The 18,347-nt window shown below is 64.8% G+C and carries 15 protein-coding genes; 11 read left to right on the top strand and 4 right to left on the bottom strand.

All coding sequences use genetic code 11. From position 1 onward, the window contains the following. The first annotated feature begins 137 nt into the window (after nt 1–137). The 7 genes from PP4_RS03215 to PP4_RS03185 all read left to right on the top strand — a co-directional run bounded on the left by PP4_RS03215 (nt 138) and on the right by PP4_RS03185 (nt 8,118). Nucleotides 138–1,193 (top strand): ATP-NAD kinase family protein, encoded by a 1,056-nt coding sequence (locus tag PP4_RS03215; protein ID WP_016497853.1) that lies wholly within the window; start codon nt 138–140, stop codon nt 1,191–1,193. 22 nt (nt 1,194–1,215) lie between these two features. Next, on the top strand, nt 1,216–2,193 hold the full coding sequence (locus PP4_RS03210; protein WP_016497852.1) for a thiamine pyrophosphate-dependent dehydrogenase E1 component subunit alpha: 978 nt from the start codon (nt 1,216–1,218) through the stop codon (nt 2,191–2,193). A gap of 33 nt (nt 2,194–2,226) precedes the next feature. Further along, nucleotides 2,227–3,249, top strand: a complete 1,023-nt coding sequence (locus tag PP4_RS03205; RefSeq protein WP_016497851.1) for an alpha-ketoacid dehydrogenase subunit beta — start codon at nt 2,227–2,229, stop codon at nt 3,247–3,249. Next, nucleotides 3,246–4,352, top strand: a complete 1,107-nt coding sequence (locus PP4_RS03200) for an acetoin dehydrogenase dihydrolipoyllysine-residue acetyltransferase subunit (RefSeq protein ID WP_016497850.1) — start codon at nt 3,246–3,248, stop codon at nt 4,350–4,352. The genes PP4_RS03205 and PP4_RS03200 overlap by 4 nt, the downstream gene beginning before the upstream one ends. A gap of 52 nt (nt 4,353–4,404) precedes the next feature. Continuing rightward, a complete protein-coding gene (locus tag PP4_RS03195; RefSeq protein ID WP_229609785.1) occupies nt 4,405–5,469 on the top strand; it encodes a 2,3-butanediol dehydrogenase in 1,065 nt (354 codons plus the stop codon). A 243-nt stretch (nt 5,470–5,712) separates the two neighbouring features. Further along, a complete protein-coding gene (locus tag PP4_RS03190; protein ID WP_016497848.1) occupies nt 5,713–7,446 on the top strand; it encodes a C13 family peptidase in 1,734 nt (577 codons plus the stop codon). A gap of 27 nt (nt 7,447–7,473) precedes the next feature. Then, nucleotides 7,474–8,118, top strand: a complete 645-nt coding sequence (locus tag PP4_RS03185) for an oxidoreductase (protein ID WP_016497847.1) — start codon at nt 7,474–7,476, stop codon at nt 8,116–8,118. A 107-nt stretch (nt 8,119–8,225) separates the two neighbouring features. Here the strand turns inward: PP4_RS03185 and PP4_RS03180 are convergent, their stop codons facing one another. The 4 genes from PP4_RS03180 to PP4_RS03165 form a co-directional block, all read right to left on the bottom strand. After that, nucleotides 8,226–8,513, bottom strand: a complete 288-nt coding sequence (locus tag PP4_RS03180) for a YceK/YidQ family lipoprotein (protein WP_041167543.1) — start codon at nt 8,511–8,513, stop codon at nt 8,226–8,228. Next, nucleotides 8,510–9,139, bottom strand: a complete 630-nt coding sequence (ubiX, locus tag PP4_RS03175) for a flavin prenyltransferase UbiX (protein ID WP_016497845.1) — start codon at nt 9,137–9,139, stop codon at nt 8,510–8,512. The genes PP4_RS03180 and ubiX overlap by 4 nt, the downstream gene beginning before the upstream one ends. Beyond that, nucleotides 9,136–10,485: a UDP-N-acetylmuramate:L-alanyl-gamma-D-glutamyl-meso-diaminopimelate ligase gene (gene mpl / locus PP4_RS03170; RefSeq protein ID WP_016497844.1), complete on the bottom strand. Its 1,350-nt coding sequence runs from the start codon at nt 10,483–10,485 to the stop codon at nt 9,136–9,138. Before mpl ends, ubiX begins: the two co-directional genes overlap by 4 nt. Before the next feature lie 66 nt (nt 10,486–10,551). Then, complete coding sequence (locus tag PP4_RS03165) at nt 10,552–12,621, bottom strand: sigma-54-dependent Fis family transcriptional regulator (protein WP_016497843.1); 2,070 nt, start codon at nt 12,619–12,621, stop codon at nt 10,552–10,554. Between the two features lie 255 nt (nt 12,622–12,876). On the opposite strand from PP4_RS03165, the gene exaC reads away from it, so the two are divergent. The 4 genes from exaC (at nt 12,877) to eutC (ending at nt 18,339) form a co-directional block, all read left to right on the top strand. Continuing rightward, nucleotides 12,877–14,397 (top strand): acetaldehyde dehydrogenase ExaC, encoded by a 1,521-nt coding sequence (exaC, locus tag PP4_RS03160; RefSeq protein WP_016497842.1) that lies wholly within the window; start codon nt 12,877–12,879, stop codon nt 14,395–14,397. A gap of 225 nt (nt 14,398–14,622) precedes the next feature. Then, entirely contained in the window at nt 14,623–16,071 is a 1,449-nt protein-coding gene (gene eat, locus PP4_RS03155; RefSeq protein WP_016497841.1) for an ethanolamine permease, read from the top strand. 46 nt (nt 16,072–16,117) lie between these two features. Beyond that, entirely contained in the window at nt 16,118–17,512 is a 1,395-nt protein-coding gene (locus tag PP4_RS03150; protein ID WP_016497840.1) for an ethanolamine ammonia-lyase subunit EutB, read from the top strand. Between the two features lie 8 nt (nt 17,513–17,520). Continuing rightward, entirely contained in the window at nt 17,521–18,339 is an 819-nt protein-coding gene (eutC, locus tag PP4_RS03145; RefSeq protein ID WP_041167957.1) for an ethanolamine ammonia-lyase subunit EutC, read from the top strand. The last annotated feature ends 8 nt before the right edge of the window (nt 18,340–18,347 follow it).

Raw genomic sequence — 18,347 nt, 5'->3', positions numbered from 1 at the left:
CCGGCGTCTCGCCAGCAGCGCAATCAGCACCTGCCTGAGTGCTACAAAACCGCTCTGGCACGGCCGTTTCAGCCGATCCACGAAAAGCTGGCACCGCGCTTGCTCCTGCCCTTGCAAACAAAAATACGAGGTGCGCCATGCCGCTACCCGCCCCGACCGTCGGGATCATTGCCAACCCTGCTTCTGGCCGCGACCTGCGCCGCCTGACCGCCAATGCCGGGCTCTATTCGAGCACCGACAAGGCCTCGGCGATCCAGCGCCTGCTGGCGGCCTTCGGAGCCACTGGCATCGGCCAGGTGCTGCTGCCCAGCGACATGACCGGCATAGCCGCCGCCGTGCTCAAGGCCAGCCAGGGCCCCGGCGCCCGTGAGCAGCACTGGCCGGCCATCGAAATACTCGACCTGCCGCTGACCCAGACCGTTGCCGATACCCGCCTGGCCACCCGCCGCATGGTCGAGCGTGGCGTGGCGATGATCGCCGTGCTCGGTGGCGACGGCACCCACAAGGCAGTCGCTGCCGAGGCCGGTGACATACCGCTGCTGACGCTGTCCACCGGCACCAACAATGCCTTCCCCGAACTGCGTGAAGCTACCAGTGCGGGCCTGGCCGGCGGCCTGCTCGCCAGCGGCCAGGTACCGGCCAGCATCGGCCTGCGCCGCAACAAGCGCCTGCTGGTGAAAGTGCCCGAGCAACAGCTTGCCGAATGGGCCCTGGTGGAAGTGGCGGTATCACCCCAGCGCTTCATCGGTGCCCGTGCACTCAGCCGCAGCGAAGACTTGAGCGAAGTCTTTGCCTGCTTCGCCGAGCCCCATGCCATTGGCCTGTCAGCCTTGTGCGGGCTGTGGTGCCCGGTGTCGCGCCAGGACCCGCACGGCGCCTGGGTACGCCTGAACCCCGCTGCCGAACAGGCGCTGCTCGCCCCCTTGGCGCCCGGCCTGCTGCAAGGCTGCGGCATCACCGCCAGCGGCCCGCTGACGCCCGGCGTCGCCCATCGCCTGAGCCTGGCCAGCGGCACCCTGGCCCTGGACGGCGAGCGCGAAATCGAATTCGCCGAGCACGACACACCCACCATCACCCTCGACCACCAAGGCCCGCTGAGCGTGGATGTCGAGGCCGTCCTGGCGCATGCCGCCCGCCATCACCTGCTGGCCGTCCCGCGCGGCCACCGGTTGCACCCTGCAAACCCGCGTTGAGACAACCCTGGAGAACAACAAGATGTCCAATCAACTCAGTACCGAACAACTGCTGCATGCCTATGAAGTGATGCGCACCATCCGCGCCTTCGAAGAACGCCTGCACGTGGAATTCGCCACTGGCGAGATCCCCGGCTTCGTCCACCTGTACGCCGGCGAAGAAGCCTCCGCCGCCGGGGTCATGGCCCACCTGCGCGACAGCGACTGCATCGCCTCGACCCACCGCGGCCATGGCCACTGCATCGCCAAGGGGGTGGATGTGTACGGCATGATGGCCGAGATCTATGGCAAGAAAACCGGCGTGTGCGGCGGCAAAGGCGGCTCGATGCACATTGCCGACCTGGAAAAAGGCATGCTCGGTGCCAACGGCATCGTCGGCGCCGGTGCACCGCTGGTGGCCGGGGCGGCATTGGCAGCCAAACTCAAGGGCCGTGATGACGTGTCGGTGGCCTTCTTCGGCGATGGCGCTTCCAACGAAGGCGCCGTGTTCGAGGCCATGAACATGGCGTCGATCATGAACCTGCCGTGCATCTTCGTGGCCGAGAACAACGGCTACGCCGAGGCCACAGCCTCCAACTGGTCCGTCGCCTGCGACCACATTGCCGACCGCGCAGCCGGCTTCGGCATGCCGGGCGTCACCATCGACGGCTTCGACTTCTTTGCCGTGTACGAGGCCGCGGGCGCCGCCATCGAGCGCGCCCGTGCCGGGCAAGGGCCGTCACTGATCGAGGTCAAGCTCAGCCGCTACTACGGGCACTTCGAAGGCGATGCGCAAACCTACCGCGCGCCGGATGAAGTGAAGAACCTGCGCGAATCCCGCGACTGCCTGATGCAGTTCCGCAACAAGACCACCCGCGCCGGCCTGCTCACTGCCGAGCAACTGGACGCCATAGACGCGCGCATCGAGGACCTGATCGAAGACGCCGTGCGCCGCGCCAAGTCCGATCCCAAGCCACAGCCCGCCGACCTGCTCACCGACGTCTACGTCAGCTACCCCTGAGCCGCGGATTACAAGAACAACAGGAGAACCACCATGGCAAGAAAGATCAGCTACCAGCAGGCCATCAACGAAGCCCTGGCCCAGGAAATGCGCCGCGACAGCACGGTGTTCATCATTGGTGAAGACGTCGCCGGCGGTGCCGGTGCACCCGGCGAGGAGGACGCCTGGGGTGGCGTGCTGGGCGTGACCAAGGGCCTGTATCACCAGTTCCCCGGCCGCGTGCTGGACGCTCCATTGTCGGAAATCGGCTACGTCGGCGCTGCCGTCGGTGCCGCCACCCAAGGCCTGCGCCCGGTGTGCGAACTGATGTTCGTGGACTTCGCCGGCTGCTGCCTGGACCAGATCCTCAACCAGGCCGCCAAATTCCGCTACATGTTCGGCGGCAAGGCGGTCACCCCGCTGGTGATGCGCACCATGTACGGCGCCGGCCTGCGTGCGGCCGCCCAGCACTCGCAGATGCTCACCTCGCTGTGGACGCACATCCCCGGCCTGAAGGTGGTGTGCCCTTCTTCCCCTTACGATGCCAAGGGCTTGCTGATACAGGCGATCCGCGACAACGACCCGGTGATCTTCTGTGAGCACAAGCTGCTGTACAGCATGCAGGGCGAGGTGCCGGAAGAGGTGTACACCGTGCCGTTCGGTGAGGCCAACTTCCTGCGTGATGGCGACGATGTGACCCTGGTCACCTATGGCCGCATGGTCCATGTAGCACTTGAAGCCGCCAACAACCTGGCCCGCCAGGGCATCGACTGCGAAGTGCTGGACCTGCGCACCACCAGCCCGCTGGACGAAGACAGCATTCTTGAAAGTGTGGAAAAAACCGGTCGCCTGGTGGTGATCGACGAAGCCAACCCGCGCTGCTCGATGGCCACCGACATCAGCGCGCTGGTGGCGCAGAAGGCCTTCGGCGCACTCAAGGGCCCGATCGAGATGGTCACTGCACCGCACACCCCGGTGCCGTTCTCCGATGCCCTGGAAGACCTGTACATCCCTGACGCGGCGAAGATCGAAGCAGCCGTGCGCAAGGTGATCGAAGCCGCAAGGAGTGCCGCATGAGCCAGATCCATACCCTGACCATGCCCAAGTGGGGCCTGTCGATGACCGAAGGCCGGGTGGATACCTGGCTCAAGCAGGAAGGTGACGAAATCAACAAGGGTGACGAGGTGCTGGACGTCGAGACCGACAAGATCAGCAGCAGCGTCGAAGCCCCGTTCAGTGGCGTGTTGCGCCGCCAGGTGGCCAAGCCGGATGAAACCCTGCCAGTGGGCGCGTTGCTGGCCGTGGTGGTGGAAGGCGAAGCCGAAGAAGCCGAAATCGATGCGCTGGTGCAGCGCTTCCAGGCCGAGTTCGTCGCCGAGGGGGGCGCCGATCAGGCCCAGGGGCCGGCCCCACAGAAGGCAGAGGTTGGCGGCCGCCTGCTGCGCTGGTTCGAGCTGGGGGAAGGCGGCACGCCGCTGGTGCTGGTGCACGGTTTTGGCGGCGACCTCAACAACTGGCTGTTCAACCACCCGGCATTGGCCGCTGAACGCCGGGTGATCGCCCTCGACCTGCCGGGGCACGGCGAGTCGGCCAAGGCCCTGCAGCGGGGCGACCTGGATGAACTGAGCGAAACCGTGCTGGCCCTGCTCGACCACCTGGACATCGCCAAGGCCCACCTGGCGGGCCATTCCATGGGCGGCGCGGTAAGCCTCAACGTGGCACGCCTGGCGCCGCAGCGGGTGGCCAGCCTCAGCCTGGTCGCCAGTGCCGGCCTGGGCGAAGCGATCAACGGGCAGTACTTGCAAGGCTTCGTCGCCGCCGCCAACCGCAACGCCCTCAAACCGCAGATGGTGCAACTGTTTGCCGACCCGGCGCTGGTCACCCGGCAAATGCTGGAGGACATGCTCAAGTTCAAGCGCCTGGAAGGTGTTGATGACGCCTTGCGCCAGCTGGCCTCAGCCATTGCCGACGGCGACCGCCAGCGCCACGACCTGCGCGGGGTGCTGGGGCAGCATCCGGCACTGGTGGTGTGGGGCGGCAAGGACGCGATCATCCCGGCCAGCCATGCCGAAGGCCTGGAGGCAGAAGTACTGGTGCTGCCCGAGGCTGGGCATATGGTGCAGATGGAGGCGGCCGAACAGGTCAACCAGCAACTGCTTGCATTCCTGCGCAAGCACTAAGCCCTATCCGTGAGCCTGGAGAACAACAATGAATGACCTGAGCCACAACCATATGCGCGCCGCCGTCTGGCATGGCCGCAACGACATTCGCGTCGAACAGGTGCCTTTGCCAGCCGACCCTGCGCCCGGCTGGGTACAGATCAAGGTGGACTGGTGCGGCATCTGCGGCTCCGACCTGCACGAATACGTCGCCGGCCCGGTATTCATCCCGGTGGAGGCGCCTCACCCGCTGACCGGCATCCAGGGCCAGTGCATCCTCGGCCACGAATTCTGCGGGCAGATCGCCAAGCTCGGTGAAGGTGTGGAAGGGTTCGCGGTGGGCGACCCCGTGGCGGCTGACGCCTGCCAGCATTGCGGCACTTGCTATTACTGCACCCACGGCCTGTACAACATCTGCGAACGCCTGGCCTTCACCGGCCTGATGAACAACGGCGCCTTCGCCGAACTGGTCAACGTGCCTGCCAATCTGTTGTACCGGCTGCCGCAAGGCTTCCCTGCAGAAGCAGGGGCACTGATCGAACCGCTGGCGGTGGGCATGCACGCGGTGAAAAAGGCCGGCAGCCTGCTCGGGCAAACTGTTGTGGTGGTTGGCGCCGGCACCATCGGCCTGTGCACCATCATGTGCGCCAAAGCCGCAGGGGCGGCGAAGGTAATCGCCCTGGAGATGTCTTCGGCGCGTAAAGCCAAGGCGAAGGAAGTGGGTGCAAGCGTGGTGCTGGACCCCAGCCAGTGCGACGCCCTGGAGGAAATCCGCGCGCTGACCGCCGGGCTGGGGGCGGATGTGAGCTTTGAGTGCATCGGCAACAAGCACACGGCCAAGCTGGCCATCGACACCATCCGCAAGGCAGGTAAATGTGTGCTGGTGGGCATTTTCGAAGAAGCCAGCGAGTTCAACTTCTTCGAGCTGGTGTCCACCGAGAAGCAGGTGCTGGGAGCGTTGGCGTACAACGGCGAGTTTGCCGATGTGATTGCCTTCATCGCAGATGGCAGGCTGGACATCCGCCCGCTGGTGACCGGGCGGATCGGGCTGGAGCAGATTGTCGAGCTGGGCTTCGAGGAACTGGTGAACAACAAAGAGGAGAACGTGAAGATCATCGTTTCACCGGGCGTGCGCTGACTGCAGCAACATCCTGCTCCCACAGGTACTGCACAAGACCCCGGGGCAGTGCAGAATCCTGTGGGAGCGGGCTTGCCCGCGAAAAATGCGCCGCGGTGGATGGCACCGGCTTCGCCGGTGTTCGCGGGCACGCCCGCTCCCACAGGGGCCGCGTGAGCTTCAGGCGCCGTACAAGCCTTGCCCTAGCTGTCTCAGGATCCCATTCTGCGTCATACTCGGCAGACCTATTGCCCGGTCCTCGCCATGCGTCCACTGCTCCCCATTACCCTGGTCCTGCTGCTCGCCGCCTGTGGCGATGGCGAATCGCTGCTTGCGCCGGACGCACGCCTGCCCGACGGGGGGCGTTACCGGGGGCAGGTGGTTGATGGCCTGCTGCAGGGCGAGGGCCGTATCGATTACCCCAACGGCAGCTGGTACGCCGGCGGCTTCAAGGACGGCCAGTGGCATGGCCAGGGCGAATGGCATGGCCAGAACGGCGAGGTGTACCGTGGCCAGTTCGCCGAGGGACTGTTCCAGGGGCTGGGCGACCTGACCACGCCGGGCAGCCACTATGGCGGCACCTTCAAGCACGGCCGCCGCGACGGCGAAGGCACGCTCAAGCAAGCCGACCAGACCTACCGCGGCCAGTTCAAGGACGACCTGTACGATGGCGCAGGCGAGCTGGAACTGGCCGACGGCAGCCGCTACCAGGGCCTGTTCGCCAAGGGCAAGCCCAACGGCGCCGGGGTGCGCAGCGATGCCAGCGGCAACCAGTTCAGTGGGCGCTTCGTCAACGGCCAGCTGCAAGGCAGCGGCACGTACGACAGCGTCGACGGCGAGCAGTACATCGGTGAGTTCAAGGACAATCGCCTGGAAGGCCGAGGCCGCTACGAAAACGCCGATGGCGATGTATGGATCGGCGAATTCAAGGACGGCGCGCTGATGGGTGAAGGCGAACTGCTGGGCAGTGACGGCAGCCACTACAAGGGCGAATTCGTCGACTGGCGCCTGTCGGGCCGGGGCAGCCTGCAACTGGCCGACGGCAGCATCTACGTCGGCGGTTTCCTGAACGATGCCTACCATGGCCATGGCCAGCTGACCTTGCCAAGCGGCCAGGTCGAAGGTGGCACCTGGGCCAACGGTGTGCGCGTACGCGACCAGAAAGGCAAGCTGCTGCCCGACCCACTGGACCTGGCCCTGCTCAACCAGGGCCGGCTGCTTGAAGAGTCGCTGGCCCGGGTACCGCGCTCAACGCCGCCCATCCAGCTGTACAGCCTGGTGGTGGCCGGCGATGGCCAGCAAAGCGTTTTCCTGCGCGAAGCCGACTACGTCAGCAACATGCTCAAGGTGCGCTTTGGCGCCCGCGGCCAGGTGACCCTGGTCAACCATCGTGACCACATGGCCACCCGCCCCATGGCCACCCGCGAGAACCTCACCCGCGCCGCCAGTACCCTGGCCGAACGCAGCGGCCCCGAAGACCTGGTGTTCATCTACCTCACCAGCCATGGCAGCCAGGACCATCAGTTGGTGCTCGACCAGCCGCGCCTGCAACTGGCCGACCTTTCTGCCGACGAACTGGCCACTGCCCTGGCGCCATTGAAGGACCGCGACAAGGTAATCGTCATCTCGGCTTGCTATTCAGGGGGCTACATCGCCCCGCTCAAGGACGATCGCACGGTGATCATGACCGCCGCCCGGGCCGACCGCGTATCCTTCGGGTGCTCGGAAGAAGCCGACTTCACCTACTTTGGCGATGCGTTGTTCGCAGAAGCACTGAACCAGACCGACGACCTGAAACAGGCGTTTGAACTGGCACGCTCCAGCGTTGCCGAAAGAGAACAAAGGGAAGGCTTCGAGGCCTCGGAGCCGCAGCTGTGGGCACCGCCAGCAGTACTGGAACACTGGCAGCACCTGCGCCGGCAACAGGCCGAAGAAGCATTGCGTAACGCCGCACAGGCCAACGTGGGGGCACAGGCAAAAACACCTGGCAGCCACTAGACTTGTGTGTAACAAGGGAGAGACATCATGTATTTGACGCCTCAGCATGTCCTGCTTGCCGGTGCTACCGGCCTGACCGGTGAACACCTGCTGGACCGCCTGCTCAACGAACCCACCATCACCCGCGTACTGGCGCCTACCCGCCGGCCGCTGGCCGAGCATCCGCACTTGGAAAACCCGGTGGGCGACCCGGCGGTATTCCTTCCACAGCTGGCCGGGCGGGTCGATATCGCTTACTGCTGCCTGGGCACCACACTGAAGCAGGCCGGCTCCGAATCGGCCTTCCGCGCAGTGGACCTGGACATGGTAGTGGCGTTCAGCAAGCGTGCCCGGGAGATGGGCGCGCGGCATCTGCTGGTAGTCAGTGCGCTGGGCGCCGACCCGAAATCGTCGATTTTCTACAACCGGGTCAAAGGCGAGATGGAAGAGGCGCTCAAGGCCCAGGACTGGCCGCAACTGACCATCGTGCGGCCGTCGTTGCTGCTGGGCGAGCGGATCGAGCCACGGCTGGCAGAACAACTGGTTTCGCCGTTTTCCAGGTTGATACCTGGCAAGTACCGGGGGATTGAGGCGTGTACCTTGGCCCGGGCCTTGTGGCGGTTGGCGCTGGAGGAAGAAGACGGGGTGCGGATTGTGGAGTCGGACGAGCTTCGCAAGTTGGGCAAGATATAAGCTTTTCCTGAAAGGGCCTCTTCGCGGGCACGCCCGCTCCCACAGGTACTGTGATCAACTGAGGACCACACAATCCTGTGGGAGCGGGCTAGCCCGCGAAATGGCCATCACAGGCCGCCGGTGGCCTGGAAGCCGACACCGGCCGCAGTCAGCAATGACAACGGCAACAACAGCGTATCGAGCACCATGCTGCCGGGCAGGTCCAGGCGTGGATACGCCGGTGCATCAGCCCCGTAATGATCGCGCGGGCAGCACCCGCCATTGATCACGTACAAATCCAGCCGGGTACCGGCATACACCACCGGCGCCCCAGGTTTTGCAGCATCCAGCGTGCGCACCGTGGCGCAGCCACCCAGCATCACCAGCGCCGCCACACCCAACAGCGCTCGCTTCAATCATCCACCCCGAAGTGGTGCTCGCCCCAGCGCGGCAACATGTCCTGGGGAATGGCCAGCAGGTTGAGAATGCGCGCCACGACAAAGTCGACCAGGTCGTCGATGGTCTGCGGCTGGTGATAGAAGCCGGGCGCCGCCGGCAGGATCACCGCACCCATTTGCGACAGCTTGAGCATGTTCTCCAGGTGGATGGTGGAAAACGGCGCTTCGCGCGGCACCAGGATCAGTTGGCGCCGCTCCTTGAGGGTAACGTCGGCAGCGCGTTCGATCAGGTTGTTGCAGGCCCCCGTGGCAATCGCCGACAGGGTGCCGGTGGAACAGGGCACCACAACCATCGCCGCCGGGGCGCCGGAGCCGGAGGCTACCGGCGACATCCAGTCTTCCTTGCCGTACACCCGGATCTGCCTATCGGCGGCGCCGGTGTATTCGGTAAGGAATGCCTGCATCGCCTGGGGCTTGGCCGGCAGCACCACGTCGGTCTCGGTGGCCATCACCAGTTGCGCGGCCTTGGAGATCAGGAAATGCACCTCACGGTCCTCGCGCACCAGGCAATCGAGCAGGCGCAGGCCATACTGGGCGCCCGAGGCGCCCGTCATGGCCAGGGTGATGCGTTCCGGCCCGCTCACTTCAGGGCCTCGGCCAGCTTGCCGTGCAGGCCACCGAAGCCGCCGTTGCTCATGATCACCACGTGGGTGCCCGGGCGTGCCTGACCTTTGACCCGCTCGATGATCGCGTCGAGGCTGTCGGCCACCACGCTCGATACCTTGCACTTCGCCGCAGTGGCGGCCAGGTCCCAGCCGAGGTTGGCCGGGGCGTACCAGATCACCTGATCGGCGTCGTTGACGCTTTCCGGCAAACCGTCACGGTGGGCGCCGAGCTTCATCGAGTTGGAGCGTGGTTCGATCACGGCAATCACCGGCGCCTCGCCAACGCGCTTGCGCAGGCCGTCGAGGGTGGTGGCGATGGCGGTCGGGTGGTGAGCGAAGTCATCGTAGATGGTCACGCCCTGTACTTCGGCAACCTTTTCCATGCGCCGCTTGACGCTCTTGAAGGCGCTCAGGCCTTCGATACCCATGGCCGGCACCACGCCAACATGGCGGGCCGCTGCCAAGGTAGCCAAGGCGTTGGCGACGTTGTGCTGGCCAGTCATTGCCCAGTCCACAACGCCCTGCGCCTCGCCCTCGAACAGCACTTCGAAACGCGAGCCGTCGGGGCTGAGCAGGCGCGCCTGCCACTGGCCACCTTCGCCGGTCGTCTGCACCGGGGTCCAGCAGCCCATGCCGATGACCCGCTCCAGCGCGTGCTCGGTGGTGGGGTGAATGACCAGGCCTTCGCCCGGGATGGTGCGCACCAGGTGGTGGAACTGCCGCTCGATCGAGGCCAGGTCCGGGAAGATGTCCGCATGATCGAACTCAAGGTTGTTGAGGATCGCGGTACGTGGGTGGTAGTGGACAAACTTCGAGCGCTTGTCGAAGAAGGCGCTGTCGTATTCATCGGCTTCGACCACGAAGAACGGCGTGTCGCCCAGGCGCGCCGACACGGAGAAGTTCTGCGGCACACCACCAATCAGGAAGCCCGGGCTCATGCCGGCATGTTCCAGCACCCAGGCCAGCATGCTGCTGGTGGTGGTCTTGCCATGAGTGCCGGCAACGGCCAGTACCCAACGGCCTTGCAGCACGTGGTCAGCCAGCCATTGCGGGCCGGACACATAAGGCAGGCCCTTGTTCAGCACGTACTCCACTGCCGGGTTGCCCCGCGACATGGCATTGCCGATGACCACCAGGTCTGGCGCCGGGTCCAGCTGGGCTGGGTCATAGCCTTGGGTCAACTCGATGCCCTGGGCTTCGAGCTGGGTGCTCATCGGGGGATAGACGTTGGCGTCCGAGCCGGTGACGCGATGGCCAAGTTCCTTGGCCAGCACTGCCAGCGAACCCATGAAAGTGCCGCAAATACCGAGAATGTGAATATGCATGGTCGACCTCGCAAAACATCGAGGCAGGGTAGCCCAGGGCGCGACAAATCGCACCCGCTGTTTCGCTCAGTCGGCCCTGGTGATGCCGTGTTTGCGCAGTTTTCGATACAAGGTATTGCGGCTGATGCCCAGGTGCTCGGCGACGCGGGTCAGGTGCCAGTGTTTTGCCTCCAGGGTCGCCAGCAGCGCATGGCGCTCGGCCTCTTTCAACGCTGCCGACCCTATCGCCGGCAAGCCAGCTCCCACAGGTGCAGCGTCAGCTTCGAAAGCCCTATTTACCCTGTAGGTGCAACTGCCTTCCAGCGCCTGCTCTGGCCCTGCCACCGGCAAGCCGGATCCCCTTGGATTTACAAATGGCTTGAAGCCAGTGTGATCGGGGTGGGAGCTGGCTTGCCGGCGATCGAGGGCAGAGCCCTCGCGGACGACGGCGGGGAGATCCGAGAACATGATTCGGGCATCTTCGCAAAGCGCTACCAATGTACGCAGCACATTGCGCATCTGCCGCACGTTCCCCGGCCAGGTGAAGTCCAGCAGCGCCTGGCGCGCACTGGGCTCCAGCTCGACCCGATGCCCCTGCGCCTCCTGACGCAGCAGGAAGTCCAGCAACTGCGCCTTGTCACTGCGATCGCGCACCGCCGGCAACGCTACCTCCAGGCCATTCAGGCGGTAATACAGGTCCTCGCGGAAACTGCCCTGCTCCACCCGTTCCAGCAGGTGGCGGTGGGTAGCGCTGACAATGCGCACGTCAACCGCTTGCGGTTCACCCCCGATCGGCACCACCTGGCGCTCTTCCAGCACCCGCAGCAGGCGGGTTTGCAGGGCCAGCGGCATGTCGCCGATCTCGTCCAGTAGCATGGTCCCGCCGTCAGCCTGCAACAGCTTGCCGCGCATGCCTTCCTTGCGTGCGCCGGTAAAGCTGCCACCGCGGTAACCGAACAGCTCGCTTTCAATCAGGCTCTCCGGGATCGAGGCGCAGTTGATGGCGACAAACGGCTTGCCGCGCCGCTCGCTGGCCTGGTGCACGGCCTGGGCGAACGCCTCCTTGCCACAACCGGTTTCGCCGCGCAGCAACAACGGCACGTCACGCTCGAACACCCGCACGCAGCGGCGAAAATCGTTTTGCAACGCCGGGTCGAGCAGGCAGATGGCCGGTTCCACCTCGCGAACGGGCTGCCGGTAGGCGGTGGGCACTGACCATACCGGCGTACGGGCCTGGCCACGCAGGCTGGCGAACACCTGGCGGCCGTCCAGGGTGTGTAGCGGCCATACCGTGCTGCCAGCGGGCATGGCGCGGTTGAACAATTCGTCGTGGCTGCAGGCGAAGAAGCGCTGCATGGGTTTGCCCAGCACGCCACCGCGCACAGTACCCAGCAGGTTCAGCGCGCTCTGGTTGGCCGCGCAGATGCGCCCGTCACCGTCGAAGGCCAGCAGCCCTTCACTGAACAGGCCGACCGACTCGGCCTGCAGGTGGAAACGCAGCAGCCACTGCTGCTCGAAATGGCGAAGGAAATAGCAGCTTTCGATCATCTTCGCCGAAAGGTTGACCAACGCCATGGTGTGGAACTGGCTCTGGCGCGAAACATCGGGCCGGGCCGACGATACGTCAAGCACCGCCAGCAGTTCGCCATGCGGGTCGAACACCGGGCTCGCCGAACAGGTCAGGCCGGTATGGCGGCCACGAAAGTGCTCGTTCTGGTGGATGGTCAGGGCCTGGCGCTCGACCAGGCAGGTGCCGATGCCGTTGGTGCCCTCGCGCGCTTCGCTCCAGTCGGCGCCCAGCCACAGCCCGGCACGCTCGAAGCTGCGCCGCTCGGTGGGCGCGCTGACGCAGTTGAGGATTACCCCACGGGCGTCGGTCAGCAGTACCGCGTGGCCGGCCCCGGAAAGCTGCTGGTGCAGGCTGTTCATTTCAGGGTCGGCAATTTGCAGCACCTGGCGCAGGCGCTCGCGGCTTTCCAGCAGGCGCCCGTGCTCAAGCACCACCGGGGCCGCGATCACCGCAGGGTCGAGGTGGTAGTCCTCCAGGCAACGCAGCCAGGAGCGGGCGATGGACGGGTCACTGCCGCCCTCCCCGGCGCCACCATGGGCAACGGTATGGACTTGCTGGGCATGGCGACTGAAATGATTGCTCTGCATTGTTGTAGTTCTCTGCAGATAGAGAGTCACATCAGCATCCTCCACCCGGGAAGGCTTTGCAATGCAGCCTGCCGTGACGTGTCGCAAATGGCACAAAGTGTCACCCCCGCGTGTACCGGCCCTGGCACAACGGCCGCTCACCGGGGCCGGGCAACTGACCTAAATCATTGATTTGCCTAGGGTGCCCAACGCTGGCCCAACCTTTGCTCTACGCTTCTCAACTCCTCAACAAACATAACAGCCAGGAGACACACCATGCGTTACGCACATCCCGGTACCGACGGCGCGAAGGTTTCCTTCAAGAACCGCTACGGCAACTACATCGGTGGCGAGTTCGTAGCTCCGGTCAAGGGGCAGTACTTCGAGAATACGTCCCCGGTGAATGGCAAACTGATTGCCGAATTCCCCCGCTCCACTGCCGAAGACATCGATAAAGCGCTCGACGCTGCCCATGCCGCTGCCGACGCCTGGGGCCGCACTTCCGTGCAGGACCGCTCCAACGTGCTGTTGAAGATTGCCGACCGCATCGAGCAGAACCTTGAACTGCTGGCCATTACCGAAACCTGGGACAACGGCAAACCTGTCCGCGAAACCCTCAACGCCGACATTCCGCTGGCCGTCGATCACTTCCGCTACTTCGCCGGCTGCATCCGCGCCCAGGAAGGCGGCGCTGCCGAGATCAATGAAGGGACCGTGGCTTATCACATCCACGAGCCGCTGGGCGTCGTCGGGCAGATCATTCCGTGGAACTTCCCGATCCTGATGGCGGCCTGGAAGCTGGCGCCTGCGCTGGCCGCCGGTAACTGCGTGGTGCTCAAGCCTGCCGAGCAGACCCCACTGGGCATCACCGTGCTGCTGGAAGTAATCGGCGACCTGCTGCCACCTGGCGTACTCAACGTGGTGCAAGGCTACGGCCGCGAAGCCGGTGAAGCCCTGGCCACCAGCAAGCGTATCGCCAAGATCGCCTTCACCGGGTCTACCCCGGTGGGCTCGCACATCATGAAATGCGCGGCCGAAAACATCATCCCGTCCACCGTCGAGCTGGGCGGCAAGTCGCCGAACGTGTACTTCGAAGACATCATGCAGGCCGAGCCAAGCTTCATCGAGAAGGCTGCCGAGGGCATGGTGCTGGCGTTCTTCAACCAGGGCGAGGTGTGCACCTGCCCGTCGCGTGCCCTGGTACAGGAGTCGATCTACCCGCAGTTCATGGAAGTGGTGATGAAGAAGGTGCTGCAGATCAAGCGCGGCGACCCGCTGGACACCGACACCATGGTCGGCGCCCAGGCTTCGCAGCAGCAGTTCGAGAAGATTCTCTCGTACCTGCAGATCGCCCAGGAAGAAGGCGCCGAGCTGCTGACCGGCGGCAAGGTCGAGAAGCTGGAAGGCTCGCTGGCCACCGGTTACTACATCCAGCCGACCCTGCTCAAGGGCAACAACAAGATGCGCGTGTTCCAGGAAGAAATCTTTGGCCCGGTGGTCAGCGTCACCACCTTCAAGGACGAAGCCGAAGCACTGGCGATTGCCAACGACACCGAGTTCGGCCTGGGTGCCGGCGTGTGGACCCGTGACATCAACCGTGCCTACCGCATGGGCCGCGGGATCAAGGCCGGGCGTGTGTGGACCAACTGCTACCACCTGTACCCCGCGCATGCCGCGTTTGGCGGGTACAAGAAGTCCGGCGTCGGCCGCGAGACCCACAAGATGATGCTGGATCACTATCAGCAGACCAAGAACCTGCTGGTGAGCTACGACATCAACCCGTTGGGCTTCTTCTAAACAGCGTCGCGGCCTTCGCGGGCTCGCCCGCTCCCACAGGTTCATCGTTGCTTCCAGAACCGATGCAATACCTGTGGGAGCGGGCAAGCCCGCGAAGAGGCCGGACCTGATCTACACAAAACCCAGAGCGGCACCGTGCACCAACCGCTCTGGCTCGCTTCCTGCAGTACACATCACCATCGGCCCGAACCCTTCCGGCCACCAAGAAAAACAACAGGTGAATCTATGCCAAGCGATCATTCCGCCGGCTCGCCGGCAGGCTCTTCCGTCGACTTCGAAAAAGTCGGGTCGGACTATTTCCAGCAACGTGAACTGAAAAAAGGCGCCGCCGGCTGGGTACTGCTGGTCGGCCTGGGCGTGGCCTATGTCATCTCCGGCGACTATGCCGGCTGGAACTTCGGCCTGGCCCAGGGCGGCTGGGGCGGCATGTTCCTCGCCACCTTGCTGATGGCCACCATGTACCTGTGCATGTGCTTCTCGCTGGCCGAGCTGTCGTCGATGATCCCCACCGCAGGCGGCGGCTACGGCTTTGCCCGCAGTGCGTTCGGCCCATGGGGCGGCTTCCTGACCGGCACGGCAATCCTCATCGAATACGCCATTGCGCCCGCTGCCATCGCCGTGTTCATCGGCGCCTATTGCGAGTCACTGTTCGGCATCGGCGGCTGGGTGATCTACCTGGCGTTCTATACCGTGTTCATCGGCATCCACATCTTCGGTGTGGGTGAAGCGTTGAAACTGATGTTCATCATCACCGCCGTCGCCGCCATCGCCCTGGCGGTGTTCCTGGTGAGCATGGTGCCCCATTTTGATGCAGCCAACCTGTTCGACATCGCCAAAACGGACGCAGTAGGCGCCAGCAGCTTCCTGCCGTTCGGCTATGTCGGCGTGTGGGCGGCCATCCCTTACGCCATCTGGTTCTTCCTTGCCGTCGAAGGCGTGCCGCTGGCCGCCGAAGAAACCAAGAACCCCAAGCGTGACCTGCCACGCGGCCTGATCGGCGCCATGCTGGTACTGCTGGCCTTCGCCCTGCTGATCCTGGTGGTCGGCCCCGGTGGTGCAGGCTCCGAAGCGCTGAAGGCATCCGGCAACCCGCTGGTCGAAGCGCTGTCCAAGGCCTACGGCGGCAGCACCTGGATGGGCGGCTTCGTCAACCTGGTCGGCCTGGCCGGGCTGATCGCCAGCTTCTTCTCGATCATCTACGCTTATTCCCGCCAGATCTTTGCCCTCTCCCGTGCCGGCTACCTGCCGCGCAAACTGTCGGAGACCAACAAAAGCAAGGCCCCGGTACTGGCCTTGATCATCCCCGGCATCATCGGCTTTGCCCTGTCGCTGACCGGCCAGGGCGACTTGCTGATCCTGGTGGCGGTGTTCGGCGCTACGCTGTCCTATGTGCTGATGATGGCCGCGCACATCACCCTGCGCATCCGCCGGCCGAAGATGGAGCGCCCGTACCGCACCCCCGGTGGCATCTTCACTTCGGGCGTGGCACTGGTGCTGGCGTGCATCGCCGTGGTTGCCGGCTTCCTGGTCGACCCACGGGTGGTAATTGGCGCCGCAGTGATCTATGCGGTACTAATTGCCTACTTTGCTTTCTACAGCCGCCACCACCTGGTCGCGGGCACGCCGGAAGAGGAATTCGCCGCCATCCAGCAGGCCGAAGAGGCCTTGCACTGATTGCCGCCACCCGCCGCGGGGCAACCCGCGGCTCTGGAGATTCTGTATGGCAAGTTTCGTACACACGGTAGGCCACCTGGTCTACCGCTTCGACAGCCTCAAGGACGTGATGGCCAAGGCCAGCCCGGCCCGCTCGGGGGACTTCCTGGCAGGCGTCGCGGCCAGCAATGACGGCGAGCGTGTCGCTGCGCAGATGGCGCTGGCCAATATCCCGCTGACCCATTTCCTCAATGAAGCCCTGATCCCTTACGAAGCCGATGAAGTCACCCGGCTGATCATCGACACCCACGATGCCCAGGCCTTCGCCCCGGTCAGCCACCTGACCGTGGGCGGCCTGCGCGACTGGCTGCTGAGCGAAGAGGCCAATGAAGACAGCCTGCGCGCCCTGGCGCCAGGGCTGACGCCGGAAATGGCTGCGGCCGTGTCGAAGATCATGCGCGTGCAGGACCTGGTGCTGGTGGCGCAGAAGATTCGCGTGGTCACCCGGTTCCGCGGCACCATGGGCTTGCGCGGGCGCTTGTCTACGCGCTTGCAGCCCAACCACCCGACCGACGAGCCGGCCGGTATCGCCGCCAGCATTCTTGACGGCCTGCTGTACGGCAACGGCGACGCGATGATCGGCATCAACCCGGCCACCGACAGCATCGCCTCGATCTGTGCCCTGCTGGAAATGCTCGACGCCATCATCCAGCGCTACGACATCCCCACCCAAGCCTGCGTGCTGACCCATGTCACCACTTCGATCGAGGCGATCAACCGTGGCGTGCCGCTGGACCTGGTGTTCCAGTCCATTGCCGGCACCGAGGCGGCCAACGCCGGGTTTGGCATCAACCTGAACGTGTTGCAGGAGGGTTACGAAGCGGGCCTGTCGCTGAAACGCGGCACCCTCGGGCAAAACCTGATGTATTTCGAAACCGGCCAGGGCAGCGCACTGTCGGCCAACGCCCACCATGGCGTCGACCAGCAAACCTGCGAGACCCGCGCCTATGCCGTGGCCCGCCACTTCAAGCCGTTTCTGGTCAACACCGTGGTCGGTTTCATCGGCCCGGAGTACTTGTACAACGGCAAGCAGATCATCCGCGCGGGCCTGGAAGACCACTTCTGCGGCAAGCTGCTGGGCGTGCCGATGGGCTGCGACATTTGCTACACCAACCACGCCGAAGCCGACCAGGACGACATGGATACCCTGCTGACCCTGCTGGGGGTGGCCGGGATCAACTTCATCATGGGCATCCCCGGCTCCGACGACATCATGCTCAACTACCAGACCACCTCGTTCCACGACGCGCTGTACGCGCGCCAGACCCTGGGCCTGAAGCCCGGGCCGGAATTCGAGGCATGGCTGGCCCGCACCGGCATCTTCACCCAGGCCGATGGCCGGGTGCGCTTTGGTGACAACCTGCCACCGGCCTTCCGCCAGGCCTTGGCACAGCTTGCATAGGGATGACCATGGACCATCGCACGCCTACCCCCGACAACCCTTGGCTGGCCCTGCGCAACCTGACCCCGGCGCGCATCGCCCTGGGCCGTGCTGGTACCAGCCTGCCGACCGGGGCGCAGCTGGACTTCCAGTTCGCCCATGCCCAGGCCCGCGATGCCGTGCACCTGGCCTTCGACCATGCCGGCCTGGCTACCCAGCTGGGTGACCGCGGGCGCGAAAGCCTCGTGCTGCACAGCGCTGCCACTGACCGCCACCAGTACCTGCAGCGCCCGGACCTGGGCCGGCGCCTGAACGAAGAGTCGATTGCCACCCTGCGCCAGCATGCCCAGGCCAACCCCGGCGGCGTCGACCTGGCCATTGTGGTCGCCGATGGCCTGTCGGCGCTGGCGGTGCACCGCCACACCTTGCCGTTCCTGGTCCGTTTCGAGGAACAGGCCGCCGCTGACGGCTGGACCAGCGCCCCGGTTGTGCTGGTGCAGCAGGGCCGCGTGGCAGTGGCTGACGAGGTCGGTGAACTGCTGGGCGCACGGATGACCGTGATGCTGATCGGCGAGCGCCCGGGGCTGAGCTCCCCCGACAGCCTTGGCCTGTATTTCACCTACGGGCCAAAAGTCGGCCTGACCGATGCCTACCGCAACTGCATCTCCAACATCCGCCTGGAGGGGTTGAGCTATGGCATGGCGGCGCACCGCCTGCTGTACCTGATGCGCGAAGCCTGCCGTCGGCAGCTTTCCGGAGTGAATCTCAAGGACGAAGCCGAGGTCCATAGCCTGGAAAGTGAGCACACTGGTAACCAGAAGGGCAACTTCCTGCTCGGCAAAGAGTAAACAACATG

It is taken from the genome of Pseudomonas putida NBRC 14164, assembly GCF_000412675.1.
GTDB classification, from domain to species: domain Bacteria; phylum Pseudomonadota; class Gammaproteobacteria; order Pseudomonadales; family Pseudomonadaceae; genus Aquipseudomonas; species Aquipseudomonas putida.
This window is presented reverse-complemented; position numbering and strand designations above follow the sequence as displayed.